A 15,796-nucleotide genomic window follows, 5' to 3' on the forward strand; every position below is an offset into this window, starting at 1 on the left:
GGGCGGCTTGGTGTCTCTTGGACGCCGTCCCGGTGGACACCGCGCGGCGGCGTCCGGCGGTCGGACCGTCTGTACCGGTCCCGTCCCGTCAGTTCCGGCGGGGAGCACACTGACGCGGCGGCCCCGCCGGAACCAAACCTACTACTTGCCCTGCAGGTCTTCTGCGAGTGCGACCAGGGTCCGGACCATCACGCCGGTCGCGCCCTTGCCGAGCCAGCCGTACCCGGCACCGCGGTTCTCGGACGGGCCGGCGATGTCGAGGTGCGCCCACGGGATGGTCGCGCCGTCGGCGGTCGTGCCGACGAAGCGCTCGAGGAACTTGGCGGCGAGGAGCATGCCGCCCGCGGTCTGGCCGACGGTGGCGTTGACCATGTCGGCGACGTCGCTCGCGAGCCGGCCGTCGAGCTCCTCCGGCATCGGCATCGGCCAGACCGGTTCGGCGACGGCGTCGGCGACCGCGCGGACCTGCGCGACGAACGCGTCGCTGCCCATGAGACCGGTCGTCCGGTCGCCGAGGGCGACCATCTGCGCGCCGGTGAGCGTCGCGACGTCGACGATCGCGTCGGGCTGCTCGAGCGAGGCCGCCGCGATCCCGTCACCGAGGACGAGGCGTCCTTCGGCGTCGGTGTTGGTGACCTCCACGGTCTTCCCGTTCTTGAGGGTGAGGACGTCGCCGGGGCGGATCGCCGACCCGGACGGCATGTTCTCGGCGAGGCAGAGCCAGGCCGTGATCTTCGTGTGGACACCCAGGCGTGCCGCGGCGACCGTCGCGGCGAGCACGGTCGCCGCGCCGGTCATGTCGGTCTTCATGCCGAGCATCGACGCGGCGGGCTTCAGCGAGAGGCCGCCGGTGTCGAACGTGATGCCCTTGCCCACGAGCGCGAGGTGCTTCGCCGCACCGGCCGGCTCGTACCGGACGACGACGAGTCGCGGCGGCCGCACCGAGCCCTGACCGACCCCGGCGATGCCGCCGAAGCCCTGCTGCTCGAGCTCCGTCTCGTCGAGGACCTCGACCGTGAGGGGCAGCCCCTCGGCGACCGCGGCCGCGACGTCGGCGACGTCCGACGGACCGAGGTCGCCGGCGGCGGTGTTCACGAGGTCGCGTACGAGCGATGCCGCCTCGGCCACGACGGCCGGACGCACGGTCGCGTCGGCGTCCACCGATGCGGGGGCGAGGACCGTGATGCGCTGGTCACCGCGGACCGGACCGGTGGTGCCGGTGCCCTTGTGCCGGGTGAAGGCGTACGAGCCGAGGGCCGCGCCCTCGAGCGCGGCGGCAACGGCGTCGTCGTCCTCGGTGGGCAGCGCGAGGGCGATCGAGCCGACGTGCGGGAGCTGACGGACGGCGCTGCCCGCGGCGGAGCGGACGGCGGCGGTCCCGGTCGCACTCCCGAGCCCGACGAGGGCGACGCCGGCGGCGACGACCCCGGCGGCGGCACCACCGGGGATGCGGACGAGCTGGTCCTTCGCGCCGGTGGCGCCCACGGCCTCCAGGTCGAGCTGTTCGAGGCCGGGGACGGGGCCGACGGCGGTCGGTGCGAGGGTGGCGGGGCCGCCGTCAGTGCCGGGGCGGACACCCACGACGAGGACGTCGGCGTCGACGGAGGCGGGGGAGGAGGAAGTGGTGGAGAGCGTCGGTCGGACCATCGCACCAGCCTACTGACGGTGCTCTGACGGCCTGTTCGCTGTCGGCGTGGGCGGCGGTCCGGGCCGCGTCGGCGGGCCCGCCTAGCATTGGCCGGGTGAACCACCCCGAGGACCTCTACACGCTCGACGAGTCCGCCCCGACGGTGCCCGCCGGGCTGCACCTCGTCGCCGCCCTCACGGGCTTCGCGGACGCGGGCTCGGCGGTGGCACAGATCACGACGTCGATCACCGGCTCCCTCGAGTCGCAGCTCGTGGCCGAGTTCGACCCGGACGTCCTGCTCGACTGGCGCGCCCGCCGCCCGGTGATCACGTTCGAGCACGACCACATCACCGCCGTGGAGCCGCCCCGGCTGACCCTGCACCTCGTGCGCGACGAGCTGGGCCAGCAGTTCCTCTTCCTGTCGGGCTACGAACCCGACTTCCAGTGGAACCGCTTCGTCCGCGCCGTCGTCGACCTCGCGGAGGACCTGCAGGTCGCCGACACCACCTGGGTCCAGGCGATCCCGATGCCGGTGCCGCACACCCGGGCGATCGGCACCACCGTGTCCGGCACGCGCGCGGACCTGGTCGAGTCGATGAGCGTCTGGAAGCCCGAGACGCAGGCGCCGGCGAACGTCCTGCACCTGGTCGAACACCGCCTCGCCGAGCTCGGGCAGCAGGTGACCGGGCTCGTCCTGCTCGTCCCGCACTACCTGGCGGACACCGAGTACCCCGACGCGGCCGTCGCCGCCCTGTCCGGGATCTCGACCGCGACCGGGCTCATCTTCCCGACCGACGCCCTCCGCGAGGAGGGTCGGGAGTTCCTGTCCCGGGTCGACGAGCAGGTCGCCGGCAACGCCGAACTCCAGCGCCTGGTCGGCGCGCTCGAGCAGCGCCACGACACGTACATGGAGGGCAACCCGGTGGCCTCCCCGCTGACCGGCGCCGACGGTGAGGTGCCGACGGCGGACGCGATCGCCGCGGAACTCGAACGGTTCCTCGCGGACCGTCGCACCGCCGACGACGACTGACGTCGGCCCGGTGTCACGGTCCGCACGCGCGGGGTCACGGTCCGCCCGCGCGGACGGTGCCCGCGTGGTGGCTAGCCTGGTCGGGTGAACTCCCGCCGCGCCTTCGTCGTCTGGGGCGTCGCCGTCCTTGCATACGTCCTCGCGGTCGTGCAGCGGTCGTCCCTCGGGGTCTCCGGGGTCGACGCGCAGGACCGCTTCGCCGTGTCGGCCGCCGTGCTGTCGACGCTCGCGGTCGTGCAGATCGCCGTCTACGCCGGACTGCAGATCCCCGTCGGGATCGCGCTCGACCGCGTCGGTCCGCGCCGCCTGGTGCTCCTCGGGGCGGTGCTGCTCACGGTCGGGCAGGCCGTGGTCGCGGTGTCACCGACCATCGGCCCGGCCGTCATCGGGCGCGTGCTCGTCGGCGCGGGCGACGCGATGACGTTCATCTCGGTGATGCGACTGCTGCCGATGTGGTTCAGCGGGACGCTGCTGCCGCAGATCTCGCAGTGGACGGGCAACCTCGGCCAGATCGGCCAGATCGTCTCCGCGTTCCCGTTCGCCTTGCTCCTGCACTCGGTCGGGTGGGACGCGGCGTTCGGCGTCGCAGCCGTCGCCAGTGCCGTCGGCCTGGTCCTGGCGGTGGTCTTCGTCCGCGCGGGGCCGGTCGCCGTGCGCACGGACACGATCCCGATCCCGCACTCGTGGGGTGCCGCGTTCAGCACCTTCGGGCACGCCCTCCGTCGGCCGGGCACGCAACTCGGGTTCTGGTCGCACTACGTGACGCAGTCCTCCGGCACCGTGTTCAGCCTGCTGTGGGGCGTCCCGATGCTGCGGGGGCTCGGGTACTCACCGACCGAGGCGGCGAGCTTCCTGACGGTCATCGTGGTGGTCGGCTTCGTCGCGGGACCCGTCCTGGGACTCCTGTGCGCGCGCTTCCCGATGCGCCGGTCGAACCTGGTGCTCGGGATCGTCACCGCCCTGGGCGTCGTCTGGACCGCGGTGCTGCTCTGGCCGGGGCAGCCGCCGACGTGGTTGCTCGTCCTGCTCGTCGTGGCGATGGGCGTCGGGGGACCGGGTTCGTTGATCGGGTTCGACTTCGCGCGGTCGTTCAACCCCGTGGGGTCGCTCGGATCGGCGAACGGCGTCGTGAACGTCGGCGGGTTCCTGGCGGCCTTCGTGATGATGTTCGCCATCGGGACGCTGCTCGACGTCCTCGCCTCGGCCTCCGGTACCGACACGTTCGCGTGGCAGAACTTCCGCGTCGCGATGACGGTGCAGTACGTCGTCGTCGGGTTCGGCGTCGTGATGCTCCTGTCCGCCCGTCGCCGGACCCGCGCCCGTCTGCACGCCGAGGACGGAATACGGGTGGGACCGCTGTGGGTTGCACTGGTTGCACGCCTGCGGAAACAGCGCGTGCAATAATGACCACGGACCCTTTCGGGTTCCCCGCGTCCGACGTCGGGGGACTTGACATGGGTCCTAGTGCTGCCCGGAACGGTAGGACCAGACGACGTGGGGGACCGCGGCGGTGGCCCTGGGCGGCGAGGGAAGGCCACGACCCCAGGAACGTGGCACGACGAGGAAGGTGATCGCATGGCTGCCCGGAGCACGACGGTCGATCCCACGAAGGACACCACGCCCGACGGCGCCGTGGCGGAAGACGCCACGGAGACGGAGGGCACGGTCGCGCCGAAGAAGCGCGCCACCAGGACCACCACCGCCGCCAAGAAGGCCGCGCCGAAGAAGGCGGCCCCGAAGAAGGCCGCGGGCAAGAAGGCGACCGCCGCCGCCGACGACGAGGACGGCGACGGCGAGGACGACGCCCCGGTCGAGGTCGTGGAGGACACGGCCGAGACCACCGACGAGGTCGCCGAGGACGCCGAGGACGAGTCGGGTGCGAAGCCCTCGACCGAAGCCGCCGCGGTCGCCGCGGGTGCGCTCGTCATCTCGCAGACCGACGACGACGAGGCTCCGGTCTACTCGACGACCATCACGGGTGCCACCGCGGACCCGGTGAAGGACTACCTCAAGCAGATCGGCAAGGTCGCGCTGCTGAACGCCGAGCAGGAGGTCGAGCTCGCGATGCGCATCGAGGCCGGCCTGTTCGCCGAGGACAAGCTGCAGCACTCGACCGGGCTCTCGAAGCCTGAGGAGCGCGAGCTCCGCTGGGTCGCGCGTGACGGTCAGCGTGCCAAGTCGCACCTGCTCGGGGCGAACCTCCGTCTCGTCGTCTCGCTCGCGAAGCGCTACACGGGCCGCGGCATGCAGTTCCTCGACCTCATCCAGGAGGGCAACCTGGGCCTGATCCGTGCGGTCGAGAAGTTCGACTACACGAAGGGCTTCAAGTTCTCGACCTACGCGACGTGGTGGATCCGTCAGGCCATCACCCGTGCCATGGCCGACCAGGCCCGCACCATCCGCATCCCGGTGCACATGGTCGAGGTCATCAACAAGCTCGCCCGGGTGCAGCGGCAGATGCTGCAGGACCTCGGCCGCGAGCCCACGCCGGAAGAGCTCGCCCGCGAGCTCGACATGACGCCCGAGAAGGTCGTCGAGGTGCAGAAGTACGGCCGCGAGCCGATCTCGCTGCACACGCCGCTCGGCGAGGACGGCGACTCGGAGTTCGGTGACCTCATCGAGGACACCGAGGCGGTCGTCCCGGCCGACGCGGTGGGCTTCACCATGCTGCAGAAGCAGCTCGAGAGCCTGCTCGACTCCCTGTCCGAGCGCGAGGCCGGCGTGATCCGGATGCGCTTCGGCCTCGGTGACGGCCAGCCGAAGACCCTCGACCAGATCGGCGACACGTTCGGGGTCACGCGCGAGCGGATCCGTCAGATCGAGTCGAAGACGATGGCGAAGCTCCGCCACCCGTCCCGGTCGCAGTCGCTCCGCGACTACCTCGAGTAGGCCGCCCGTGCGTTTCGCGATCCCGATCCTGGTCGGGCGGATCCTCCGTGCCCTCGCTCGTGCGCGGGGCGGCGGATCCGCCTACCCGGGCTACGTCGTCCTCAAGCTCGTGCCGGACTTCCTGCAGCACGTCACCCGGCAGTTCCCGAACGGCGTCGTGTTCGTCCTCGGGTCGAACGGCAAGTCGACGACGACGCACATGATCTCGGAGATCGTGCGTGCGCACGGGCTCCGGGTCTTCACGAACCCGTCCGGGGCGAACCTGCCGCAGGGGATCGCGTCCGCGCTCCTGTCCGAGGTGTCGCTGACCGGCAAGCTCAAGGCGGACATCGGCATCCTCGAGGTGGACGAGGCCTTCGCCGTCGAACTGGCGGGCATCCTGTCGCCGTCGACGGTGACGATGCTCAACGTCCAGGTCGACCAGCTCTACCGGTTCTTCGAGACCGAGCGCGTCGCCACGATGATGCTCGACACCGCGGCGCTGTCGTCCGCGAACGTCATCACGAACCACGACGACCAGTTCCTGGACGCCTACACGCCCGTCGACGGTCAGCGCGTGCTCCGCTTCGGTGCGAGCTCCGAGGTCGTGGCCGCTGCGCCGAACGGCCTGCAGAACGCCGACGACTTCGTCGCCGGGACGGACCGTGCCCAGACGACGGCCGACGCCGAGGTCGTCGTGTTCACCGGCGACGGCGCGACCATCGCCTTCGACGGCGACGAGGTGCCGGTGCGCCTGCCGGCTCGCGGCCTGCACTACGCCGTCGACGCCGCGGCGGCGACCGCGACCGCGAGTGCCGCGCTCGGCGCCCAGTTCCGTGCGGATGCCGTGACCAAGGCGTTCCAGCGGATGAAGCCGGCGTACGGGCGTGGTGAGCGTCTGCCGATCGCGGGCGAGTCCGCCGAGTTCACGATGTTCAAGAACGCCGCGAGTCTGCAGCTGAACCTGGACGCGCTGCCCGCGCACCCGGAACAGGTGCTCATGGCGATCGACGAGGGCACCCCGGACATCTCGTGGATCTACGACATCGACTTCTCGAAGCTCGACCACGTGGACGTCGTGTCGGGTGACAAGGCGTGGCAGATCGCGATCGCCCTCGAGCACGCCGGCGTCCGCATCGGCCGCGTCGAACCCGACGTCGAGTCAGCGATCCGGCACATGCAGGGCCTCGGGGCGACGACGACCGGCACGAAGAACTTCATCGTCAACTACGAGATCATGATGATCGCCCGGAAGGCCCTCGGCCACCCGGACCTGGAGAAGACCGCATGACGGCCGATCGCCTGACCATCCTGCACGTGTACCCGCGCCAGATGGGGGTCTCCGGGGACCGCGGCAACGTCGCGGCCCTGGTCCGTCGCGCCGCTGCGGCCGACATCGACACCGAGGTCGTCGAGTACGCCCCGGGCGACACGCTCCCCGCGTCCGCGGACGTCGTGCTGGTCGGCAACGGACCGCTCAGCGCGATGCGGTCGCTCGGTACCGACGTCACCCGCGTCGGTGCGCCGCTGCGCGACTTCGCCGCCGCCGGTGTGCCGGTCGTCGCGGTCGGCGGCGGGTTCGACCTCGCGACGAACCAGGTCGTGCCGACCGAGGGCGCCCCGGTCGACGGGTTCGGGGTGTTCGACGCCCGCGCCGTCCGCGGTGCCGAGCGCCGGGTCAACTACTTCGTGCTCGAGACACGGTACCCGCTGCTCCCCGGCGCCTCCACGCGCCTCGCGGGCTTCGAGGACCACGCCGCGCGCATCGAGCTGGCCGACGGCGTCGAACCGTTCGCGGACGTCGTGTCCGGTGGCGGCAACCAGGCCGGTGCACCGGTCGAGGGCGCGATCGCCGGCACGTCGTTCGGCACCCACACCCAGGGGCCGATCCTGCCGCTCAACCCGCAGCTCACGGACGCGGTCCTCGCCGCGGCGACCGCTCGCCTCGGACGGACGTACGCACCGGACGCCGAGCGCACCGCGACGATCGACCGGTACGCCCGCGAAGCCCGCGCCACGGTCGACCGCTACGTCGACAAGGCGTTCAAGCGCATCACCTGATCCCGCCGACGGGCAGCGCCCGACGACAGGACGACGCACCGGAGGCCCGGTGCCGGTCTCGTGGACCGGCACCGGGCCTCCGGTGCGTCGCGGCGGTGCCGCCTACTTGGACTCGTGGAGTCGCGAGGACTCGTCGTGCCACTCGAGGGCGGTGGCTGCCAGCTTGTCCTTGAACTCGGCGCCGTGGTGGGCGCAGAACAGGAGTTCACCACTGGCCATGGTGGCGCGGATGTACGCCTGCGCACCGCAGCTGTCGCAGCGGTCGGCCGCGGTGAGCTGGTGGTTGTCGTTGAGTTCGTCGACGGAGAGGTCCTGCACGGTCTGGGTCATTGCTGTGCTCCTCACGGATCGCAGTACGGTGCGGTGAATGCACCCATTCCAACACGTCCCGCCTGGATGCCGTGCATCCTGACCGGCTCGTTCGCTGAGCGCGGAGCGCTTGTCCCCTCGCCGAGGCACACCGCTCGTGCGGCCCGCTGGTGTCGGTGCGGCTCGGTACCCTGATCACGTGAGCTCCGACTACTCCGCACGGCATCTCTCCGTCCTCGAAGGACTCGAGGCGGTCCGGAAGCGTCCCGGCATGTACATCGGCTCCACGGACTCCCGTGGGCTCATGCACTGCCTGTGGGAGGTCATCGACAACTCCGTGGACGAGGCCCTGGCCGGACACGGGGACGAGATCGGGGTGACCCTGCACGCCGACGGGTCGGTCGAGGTGTCCGACGTCGCGCGCGGCATCCCGGTGGACGTCGAGCCGAAGACGGGGCTGACCGGGGTCGAGGTCGTGTTCACGAAGCTGCACGCCGGCGGCAAGTTCGGCTCCGGGTCGTACGCGGCCTCGGGCGGCCTCCACGGCGTCGGCGCCTCGGTCGTCAACGCGCTGTCCGAACGACTCGACGTGCAGGTGGACCGCGGCGGCAAGACGTACGCCATGTCGTTCCACCGGGGCGAGCCGGGCGTGTTCGACGACTCCCGGGGCATCGGGCCGGACGCCCCGTTCGCACCCTTCACCTCGGGGAGCGAACTGCGGGTGGTCGGCAAGGTGAAGAAGGGCGTGACCGGGACGCGGGTGCGCTACTGGGCGGATCGACAGATCTTCACGAAGGACGCGGCCTTCAGCACCGGGGACCTCGTCAACCGCGCGCGGCAGACCGCGTTCCTCGTGCCGGGACTCGGGCTCACCATCACCGACGCTCGCCCGGCGTCGATCGCGGCGGCCGCCCAGCGTGCGGCCCTGGCGGTGTCGACTGCCGGCGCCGGGGCGTCCGGGACGACGGACGACGGGACCGGGACGGACGGGCCCGCGACCGACACCGCGCCGGTCCTGGCGGTCGAGCAGGGGCCGGTCGTCGAGCGCTTCCGCTACGAGGGCGGGATCGGCGAGTTCGTCGAGCACCTCGCCGTCGACGGGGCGAAGACCGACGTCTGGCGCATCCAGGGCTCCGGCACGTTCAAGGAGACCGTGCCGATGCTCGACGACAAGGGCCACATGGTGTCCACCGAGGTCGAGCGCACGTGCGAGGTCGACGTCGCCCTGCGGTGGGGCGACGGGTACGAGACGGTGTTCCGGAGCTTCGTGAACATCATCGCCACCCCGAAGGGCGGCACGCACCAGGCCGGGTTCGAGTCCGGTCTGGTCAAGGCCGTCCGTGCCCAGGTCGAGGCGAACGCGCGCAAGCTCAAGGTCGGGCAGGACAAGCTCGAGAAGGACGACGTGCTCGCGGGCCTCACCGCGGTGCTGACCGTCCGGCTGCCCGAGCCGCAGTTCGAGGGCCAGACGAAGGAGATCCTCGGTACGCCGGCCGTCCGCCGGATCGTCGACTCCGTGGTGGCCAAGCGGATGACGGAGATCCTCACCTCGACGCAGCGCACCGAGAAGGCGCAGGCCGCGGTCGTGCTCGAGAAGGTCGTCGCCGAGATGAAGACGCGCATCTCCGCCCGGGCGCATAAGGAGACGCAGCGCCGCAAGAACGCGCTCGAGAACTCGTCGCTCCCGACGAAGCTCGCCGACTGCCGCTCGAACGACGTCGACGGGACCGAGCTGTTCATCGTCGAGGGCGACTCGGCACTCGGCACCGCGAAGCTCGCCCGCAACAGCGAGTACCAGGCGCTCCTGCCCATCCGCGGGAAGATCCTCAACGTGCAGAAGGCGTCCGTTTCGGACATGCTCTCCAACGCCGAGTGCGCGTCGATCATCCAGGTCATCGGTGCGGGGTCCGGGCGCACGTTCGAGCTCGACCAGGCCCGCTACGGCAAGGTCATCATCATGTCTGACGCCGACGTCGACGGTGCCCACATCCGGACGCTGCTGCTGACGCTCTTCTTCCGGTACATGCGCCCGATGATCGAGCAGGGCCGGGTGTTCGCCGCCGTGCCGCCGTTGCACCGGGTCGTCGTGGTCAACCGCGGCAAGCCGAACGACACGCTGTACACCTACTCCGAGCAGGAGCTGACGACGCTCCTCAAGAAGCTCGAGCGCTCGAACAAGAAGTACCTCGAGCCGATCCAGCGCTACAAGGGCCTGGGCGAGATGGACGCCGACCAGCTGGCCGAGACCACGATGGACCGTGCGCACCGCACCCTGCGACGTGTCAACGTGTCGGACGCCGAGTCGGCGGCCAAGGTGTTCGAGCTGCTCATGGGGAACGACGTGGCCCCGCGCAAGGAGTTCATCCTCGCCGGCGAGGGTCTGGACCGCGAGCGCATCGACGCCTGACGGCGCCCTGCCGGACAGGAGGCGCGGGGCGGCCCGCCCCGCGCCTCCTGTCCGTCCCGGCGCGGCCACGCCGGCATGCGCCCTGCGGCCACGCTGGCGTGCGCCCTGCTGCGACGCTCGTGTGCGCTCAGCGCGCGTGAGGCTCAGGCCTCGCCGCGAGTCCCGTCGACGGCCGCCGCGCTCCCACCGATGGTCACGACCTCGGCGTCGAGCGGACTGCCGGAGCCGTCACGCTTCGACAGCCAGTCCGGCAGCGTCCGGGCAGCACCGTCCGCCCCGACCGCGTGCGGCGGAGCGACGCCCGCCCACGCCACGGTCAGACCGTCCTCGCCCTTCAGGAACGCGTGCGCCCGGACCCCCTGGGTCCCGCGGCCCTTCGCCGGGAACTCGGTCAGCGCGGACACCTTCGCCCGTCCGGCGTCCGTCCCGGGCAGGGCGGTCGACGTCGTGGACACGGTGGCGACCACCGAGTCCTCGGTCAGCGCGACCGATCCGAACCAGATGACGGACGCGCCGGCGGCCAGGGACACCCCGGCGACACCGCCGGCCGGCAACCCCTGCGGGCGGACGGCGGCGGACGGGAAACGCAGCAGCTGCGCGTTCGAGGTGATGAACACCAGGTCGTCCGACTCGGGTGCCTGGGTCGCACCGACGACGCGGTCGCCCGGCTTGAGCCCGATCGCGACGACCTCGGGCTTGTCCGGCCACGCGCCGGGCACCACGCGCTTCACGACGCCCTGCGCGGTCCCGATCGCGAGCGACTCCGTCACGGCGGCGTCGAGCGACACGAGTGCGACGACGGTCTCGGACTTCGGGATGCCCAGGTAGTCGGTGACGCGGACGCCGGCGTCGAGCCGCACGGACGCGGGCGGCACGGCGGGGACGTCGACGGGGGAGAAGCGCAGCACACGGCCGGTCGAGGTGAGGGCGCCGACCTGCCCGCGCACGGTGCTCACCACCGTGGAGCGGACCGCGTCGTGCTTCGACCGCTTCGGGACGTGCACGATGCCGGACTCGGCCGCGGGGATGTCGACGCGGACGAGCCGCCCGGTCGTGGAGAGCAGCACGCGACAGGGAGCGTCGGCGACCTGGAGCGACTCGGGGTCGACCGCGGCCTTCCGGCCACCGCGGACGGGGGCGTCGGCCTCGGTCAGGAGGGTGCGCCGGGGCGTCGCGAACCGGTCGGACACCTCGCTCAGCTCGGTCGCGACCTGGCTGCGCAGGCGGTCGTCGGACGCGAGGAGTTCTTCGAGCGCGGCGATGTCGGCGAGCAGCTGGTCACGCTCGCCCTCGAGCTCCATGCGCGAGAACTTCGTGAGTCGTCGCAGGCGCAGTTCGAGGATGTACTCGGCCTGCACCTCCGACAGGTCGAACACGTCCCGCAGGCGACTGCGCGCGGACTCGGAGTCGTCGGACGTCCGGATCACCTGGATGACCTCGTCGATGTCCAGGATCGCGATGAGCAACCCCTCGACCAGGTGCAGCCGTTCGCGACGACGGGCCAACCGGTACTCGGAGCGCCGCGTCACCACGGAGAGGCGGTGTCGCACGTAGACGTCGAGCAGGTCGCGGAGGCCGAGCGTGCGCGGCGACCCGTCGACCAGGGCGACGTTGTTGATGCCGAAGTTCTCCTCGAGCGGGGTGTGCTTGTACAGCTGCTCGAGGACGGCCGTGGGGTTGAAGCCGGACTTGATGCCGATCACGAGCCGCAGACCGTGGTTGCGGTCGGTCAGGTCGTTGACGTCGGAGATGCCGACGAGCTTCTTCGCCTGGACCCCGTCCTTGATCTTCTCGATGACCCGTTCCGGACCCACCAGGTACGGCAGCTCGGTGACGACGAGCCCGGACTTGCGCGGCGTGAGGTTCTCGACCGAGACCTTGGCCCGCGTCCGGAAGCTGCCGCGGCCCGTGGCGTACGCGTCCCGCACACCCGAGAGCCCGACGATCGTGCCGCCGGAGGGCAGATCGGGGCCCGGGACGAACTCCATGAGCTCGTCGAGGGTGGCCTGCGGGTGCATGAGGAGGTGCTTCGCGGCCTCGACGACCTCGCCGAGGTTGTGCGGCGCCATGTTCGTCGCCATGCCCACCGCGATGCCCGAGGCGCCGTTGACGAGCAGGTTCGGGAACGCCGCCGGCAGCACGCTCGGCTGCATGATCTGGTTGTCGTAGTTCGGCACGAAGTCGACGACGTCCTCGCCGAGCCCCTCGGTCATCGCCATCGACGGCTCGGCGAGCCGGGCCTCGGTGTACCGCGCCGCGGCGGGGCCGTCGTCGAGGGACCCGAAGTTGCCGTGTCCGTCGACGAGCGGGACGCGCATCGTGAACGGCTGCGCGAGGCGCACGAGCGCGTCGTAGATGGCACCGTCGCCGTGCGGGTGCAGCTTGCCCATCACCTCGCCGGTGACGCGGGCACTCTTCACGTGGCCGCGGTCCGGCCGGAGACCCATCTCGGCCATCTGGTACAGGATCCGCCGCTGCACCGGCTTCAGGCCGTCGCGGGCGTCCGGGAGAGCGCGTGAGTAGATGACGGAGTACGCGTACTCCAGGAAGGAGCCCTGCATCTCCTCGGAGACGTCGACCTCCTCGATGCGCTCACCGTCGGGCAGTCCGACGACGTCCGTGCGTGCCATGGCACCTTTCTGGGAGAGTGGTGGGGTGGCAACCAGCGTACCGACGGCCCCCGACGACACCGCGAACCTCGCCGACGTGCTGCCGAGTTGCCTGGTCGCACTCGGCGCGGCCGACGACGACTGGCTCCGGGCGCGCGGCCTGGAGGCCCGGATCCCCCTCCGCCCCGCCCGTTCCGCGGTCGTCGTGCTCGTCGACGGCCTCGGCGCGAACGCCCTCGCCGCACGGGCCGGCCACGCACGCTTCCTGACGGCCACGAAGAAGCGGCTGCGGAGCGGGTTCCCGACGACGACCGCCGCGGCCCTGACGACCCTGACCACGGGCCGCCCGCCCGGGACCCACGGCGTCGTCGGCTACAGCGGCTGGGACCCCGGCCGGCAGCGCGTGATGAACCTGCTCAGCGGGTGGGACGACGAGGTCCCCGCCGGGTGGCTCCGTTCCGAGACGCTGTTCACCGCGGCGGGCGGACTCGGCGTCGAGCCCGTCGTCGTCGCCCCGGGGCGCTACCGGTCCTCCGGGATGACCGCCAACGTGCTCGGCGGCGCGCGCTTCGTGTCGGCGGACACCGTCCCCGCCCGGGTCGACGCTGCGATCGAGGCCACCGCCTCCGGTCGGCAGCTCGTCTACCTCTACGTGCCCGAACTCGACTCGATCGGCCACAAGCACGGCTGGCAGTCCGACCGGTGGACGGCGGCGCTCGAGCTGGTCGACGCCGAGCTCTCCCGGCTGGCGGCTCGCGTCGGACCCGACGTGGGTGTCCTGGTGACGGCGGACCACGGCGTGCTCGACGTGCCGCCGGAGGCGAACGTGTCGCTCGACCCGGACCTGCTGACGGACGTCGTCGGCGTCGCCGGGGACCCGCGCTGCCGACAGCTGACGGTCGCCCCCGGGACGGACGTGCCGGACCTGGTCGAGGCCTTCCGGGCCTCCCTCGGCAAGCGCGCGATCGTGGCGAGCCGGGACGAGGCGGTGGCAGCCGGGTGGTTCGGTGCGGTCGCGTCCGAGGTGCTCCCGCGCATCGGCGACGTCCTGCTCGTCGCCCGTGGCTCGTGGGCCTTCAACGACGACCGCGACGTCCGCGCCGGGACCGAACCGGGGCGGATGGTCGGCCAGCACGGCGCCATGAGCGACGACGAGTTGCTCGTACCGCTCCGGCTGGCCGGGGCGTTCGCCCAGCGGTAGCACCAGAGCGGACCCGGACCCTGACTCGATCACGGGACGACGGGAGGCCCGCCCCACCGAGGTGGGACGGGCCTCCCGTCGGTCGGCGGCGCGGGCTCAGACGGTGTCGTCGTCCGGACGGGTGCCGAAGACGATCTCGTCCCAGCTCGGCATCGCGCGGCGGTTGCGCTTGCGCCGGTCCTGGCGCGCGTCGCCGTCGCTCGTGGCGGCGGGACGGGCCTCGGGCTGCGGGGCGGTGTCGGAGTCGTCCGCGCCGTGCAGGGGGATGTCGACCACGCCGACGGCCGGACCGCGCGGTGCGTCCTGCTGCTCAGGGAACGAGGCGGCTTCGCGCTCACCGCGGCGACGACGGAGCGCCTCGAGCAGGTCGGCGGTCTCGTTGCCGGGCGCGCGTTCCTCGACGTAGGCGGTACCGATCCGGGGGAGCGGCGGGCGGAGCGGAGCGCGCTCGGCGGGTTCCGCGGCCGTGGTCTCGTCCGCGGCGGCCGGCTCCTCGACGTGGAAGGCCCCGGAGTCGAAGCGGGTGCCGTCCTCGTCCTGGCGCTCGTACTCGACGGCGCGGAGTCGGGGAGCGATGCCCTCGTCCTCGGTGTGGGACAGCCGGTGGGCGTCCCCGTTGTCCGGCACGAGCGTCGCGGTCTTCGGGTCGAAGCGCCACTGCGCGTCGTGCTCGACCTCGGCCGCGGTGTACCGGACCTGGACCTGCCAGCCGTTCTCCACGTGCTTCCAGCTGGACCACGCGATGTCCGTGGCGTCGCCTGCTTCGAGCCGGGCGGTGATGGCCGGGCCGAAGGTGTCCGGCGACGCGTCGTCGACCGGGGTGACGCCGACGCGTCGGGCGGCGTCGAGGATGAACGCGCGCTCGGCGAGGACAGGGCCCTCGAAGCGCCGGACGTAGTCGACCTCGACCCCGAGCGCGGCGGCCACGTCCGCGGCGTCGGCGCCACTGCGGATGCGCGCCTGCACGTCCTTCGGGGACACGCGCTTCTGCGGACCGGACTCGGGGTTCGCCTGCCGGACCTGACCCGCGAGGGACGCCGTGACCGGCAGCCGGAACTCGGTTCCGCCGTCGGTCGCGAGGAGGAGCGACCCGGATTCGACTCCGATGACTCTCACGTCTTGCATGGTTCCGCCTTCCGCTGCCTGCGTACGGTCGTGCGTCGTACCCGAGGAGTATGCAGGCCGTCCGGGCAGTTTCCGGGGAGGCGCACGGCGTGCCGCGCGCAGGTCGTCGACTCCGGGAATGGCGCAGACGTGCGCCGGGTTGCACGGCCAGAACGCACCGCCCCTCGCTCCGGTTTGCACTCGGACGGGCCGTGGTGCAAACTGTCGCCGCCGATTCCGGCGACGACCCTCTCGATACGAGAAATGGATGGGCATGGCCACCGATTACGACGCCCCTCGGAAGACCGACGACAACTCTGACTCGGAGTCGATCGAGGCCCTCAAGGAGCGCGTTCCCGACAAGATGTCGGGGGTCGTCGACGACGATTCCGACAACCCCGGCAGTTTCGAACTCGCCGGGCAGGACCTCAGCGACGTCGACCTCGACGTCGTGGTCCTCCCCCCGCAGGTCGACGAGTTCACGTGTGTGGAGTGCTTCCTCGTGAAGCACCGCTCGCAGCTCGACCACGAGACGAAGCTCGGCCCCGTGTGCATGGAGTGCGCCGCTCTGTAGGGCGAC

12 protein-coding genes are annotated in these 15,796 nt (G+C 71.7%); 8 read left to right on the plus strand and 4 right to left on the minus strand.

Annotated features, from left to right (window positions below; translation table 11 throughout):
• Window positions 1-141: 141 nt before the first annotated feature.
• Window positions 142-1,647 (minus strand): leucyl aminopeptidase, encoded by a 1,506-nt coding sequence (locus tag DEI84_RS03630; RefSeq protein ID WP_110889709.1) that lies wholly within the window; start codon window positions 1,645-1,647, stop codon window positions 142-144.
• Between the two features lie 95 nt (window positions 1,648-1,742).
• On the opposite strand from DEI84_RS03630, the gene DEI84_RS03635 reads away from it, so the two are divergent.
• The 5 genes from DEI84_RS03635 to DEI84_RS03655 all read left to right on the plus strand — a co-directional run bounded on the left by DEI84_RS03635 (window position 1,743) and on the right by DEI84_RS03655 (window position 7,586).
• Window positions 1,743-2,657: a proteasome assembly chaperone family protein gene (locus DEI84_RS03635; RefSeq protein ID WP_110889710.1), complete on the plus strand. Its 915-nt coding sequence runs from the start codon at window positions 1,743-1,745 to the stop codon at window positions 2,655-2,657.
• Window positions 2,658-2,741: 84 nt separating this feature from the next.
• The gene (locus DEI84_RS03640; protein ID WP_110889711.1) at window positions 2,742-4,061 is read left to right on the plus strand and encodes a nitrate/nitrite transporter; all 1,320 of its coding nucleotides are present in this window, start codon (window positions 2,742-2,744) and stop codon (window positions 4,059-4,061) included.
• Between the two features lie 171 nt (window positions 4,062-4,232).
• On the plus strand, window positions 4,233-5,546 hold the full coding sequence (locus DEI84_RS03645; protein ID WP_110889712.1) for an RNA polymerase sigma factor: 1,314 nt from the start codon (window positions 4,233-4,235) through the stop codon (window positions 5,544-5,546).
• Window positions 5,547-5,553: 7 nt separating this feature from the next.
• Window positions 5,554-6,816: a MurT ligase domain-containing protein gene (locus DEI84_RS03650; RefSeq protein WP_110825443.1), complete on the plus strand. Its 1,263-nt coding sequence runs from the start codon at window positions 5,554-5,556 to the stop codon at window positions 6,814-6,816.
• Entirely contained in the window at window positions 6,813-7,586 is a 774-nt protein-coding gene (locus DEI84_RS03655; protein ID WP_110889713.1) for a hypothetical protein, read from the plus strand. Before DEI84_RS03650 ends, DEI84_RS03655 begins: the two co-directional genes overlap by 4 nt.
• Window positions 7,587-7,688: 102 nt before the next feature.
• On the opposite strand, the gene DEI84_RS03660 is transcribed toward DEI84_RS03655, so the two are convergent.
• Window positions 7,689-7,916, minus strand: coding sequence for a hypothetical protein (locus DEI84_RS03660; RefSeq protein WP_110825445.1), 228 nt, complete (start codon window positions 7,914-7,916; stop codon window positions 7,689-7,691).
• Window positions 7,917-8,094: 178 nt separating this feature from the next.
• Here DEI84_RS03660 and DEI84_RS03665 point away from each other — a divergent pair, with 178 nt between their 5' ends.
• Window positions 8,095-10,302 (plus strand): type IIA DNA topoisomerase subunit B, encoded by a 2,208-nt coding sequence (locus tag DEI84_RS03665; protein ID WP_110889714.1) that lies wholly within the window; start codon window positions 8,095-8,097, stop codon window positions 10,300-10,302.
• Between the two features lie 143 nt (window positions 10,303-10,445).
• On the opposite strand, the gene DEI84_RS03670 is transcribed toward DEI84_RS03665, so the two are convergent.
• Entirely contained in the window at window positions 10,446-12,932 is a 2,487-nt protein-coding gene (locus tag DEI84_RS03670; protein ID WP_110889715.1) for a DNA topoisomerase (ATP-hydrolyzing) subunit A, read from the minus strand.
• 25 nt (window positions 12,933-12,957) lie between these two features.
• Between DEI84_RS03670 and DEI84_RS03675 the strand changes: the two genes are divergently transcribed.
• Window positions 12,958-14,112 carry an alkaline phosphatase family protein gene (locus DEI84_RS03675; RefSeq protein ID WP_220032864.1) on the plus strand — a complete coding sequence of 385 codons (1,155 nt, stop codon included), beginning with the start codon at window positions 12,958-12,960 and terminating at the stop codon, window positions 14,110-14,112.
• Window positions 14,113-14,208: 96 nt separating this feature from the next.
• Here the strand turns inward: DEI84_RS03675 and sepH are convergent, their stop codons facing one another.
• Window positions 14,209-15,228: a septation protein SepH gene (gene sepH, locus DEI84_RS03680; RefSeq protein ID WP_181419580.1), complete on the minus strand. Its 1,020-nt coding sequence runs from the start codon at window positions 15,226-15,228 to the stop codon at window positions 14,209-14,211.
• A gap of 262 nt (window positions 15,229-15,490) precedes the next feature.
• Between sepH and DEI84_RS03685 the strand changes: the two genes are divergently transcribed.
• The gene (locus DEI84_RS03685; protein ID WP_110825450.1) at window positions 15,491-15,790 is read left to right on the plus strand and encodes a DUF4193 domain-containing protein; all 300 of its coding nucleotides are present in this window, start codon (window positions 15,491-15,493) and stop codon (window positions 15,788-15,790) included.
• The last annotated feature ends 6 nt before the right edge of the window (window positions 15,791-15,796 follow it).

Source organism: Curtobacterium sp. MCBD17_023 (assembly GCF_003224415.1).
In the GTDB taxonomy this organism is placed as follows: domain Bacteria; phylum Actinomycetota; class Actinomycetes; order Actinomycetales; family Microbacteriaceae; genus Curtobacterium.

Excerpts from the sequence above, each read along its gene's own strand:
- DEI84_RS03660 (WP_110825445.1), bottom strand. The coding sequence starts at position 7,916 with ATGACCCAGACCGTGCAGGACCTCTCCGTCGACGAACTCAACGACAAC.
- DEI84_RS03630 (WP_110889709.1), bottom strand. The coding sequence starts at position 1,647 with ATGGTCCGACCGACGCTCTCCACCACTTCCTCCTCCCCCGCCTCCGTC.
- DEI84_RS03670 (WP_110889715.1), bottom strand. The coding sequence starts at position 12,932 with ATGGCACGCACGGACGTCGTCGGACTGCCCGACGGTGAGCGCATCGAG.
- DEI84_RS03655 (WP_110889713.1), top strand. The coding sequence starts at position 6,813 with ATGACGGCCGATCGCCTGACCATCCTGCACGTGTACCCGCGCCAGATG.
- DEI84_RS03685 (WP_110825450.1), top strand. The coding sequence starts at position 15,491 with ATGGCCACCGATTACGACGCCCCTCGGAAGACCGACGACAACTCTGAC.
- DEI84_RS03645 (WP_110889712.1), top strand. The coding sequence starts at position 4,233 with ATGGCTGCCCGGAGCACGACGGTCGATCCCACGAAGGACACCACGCCC.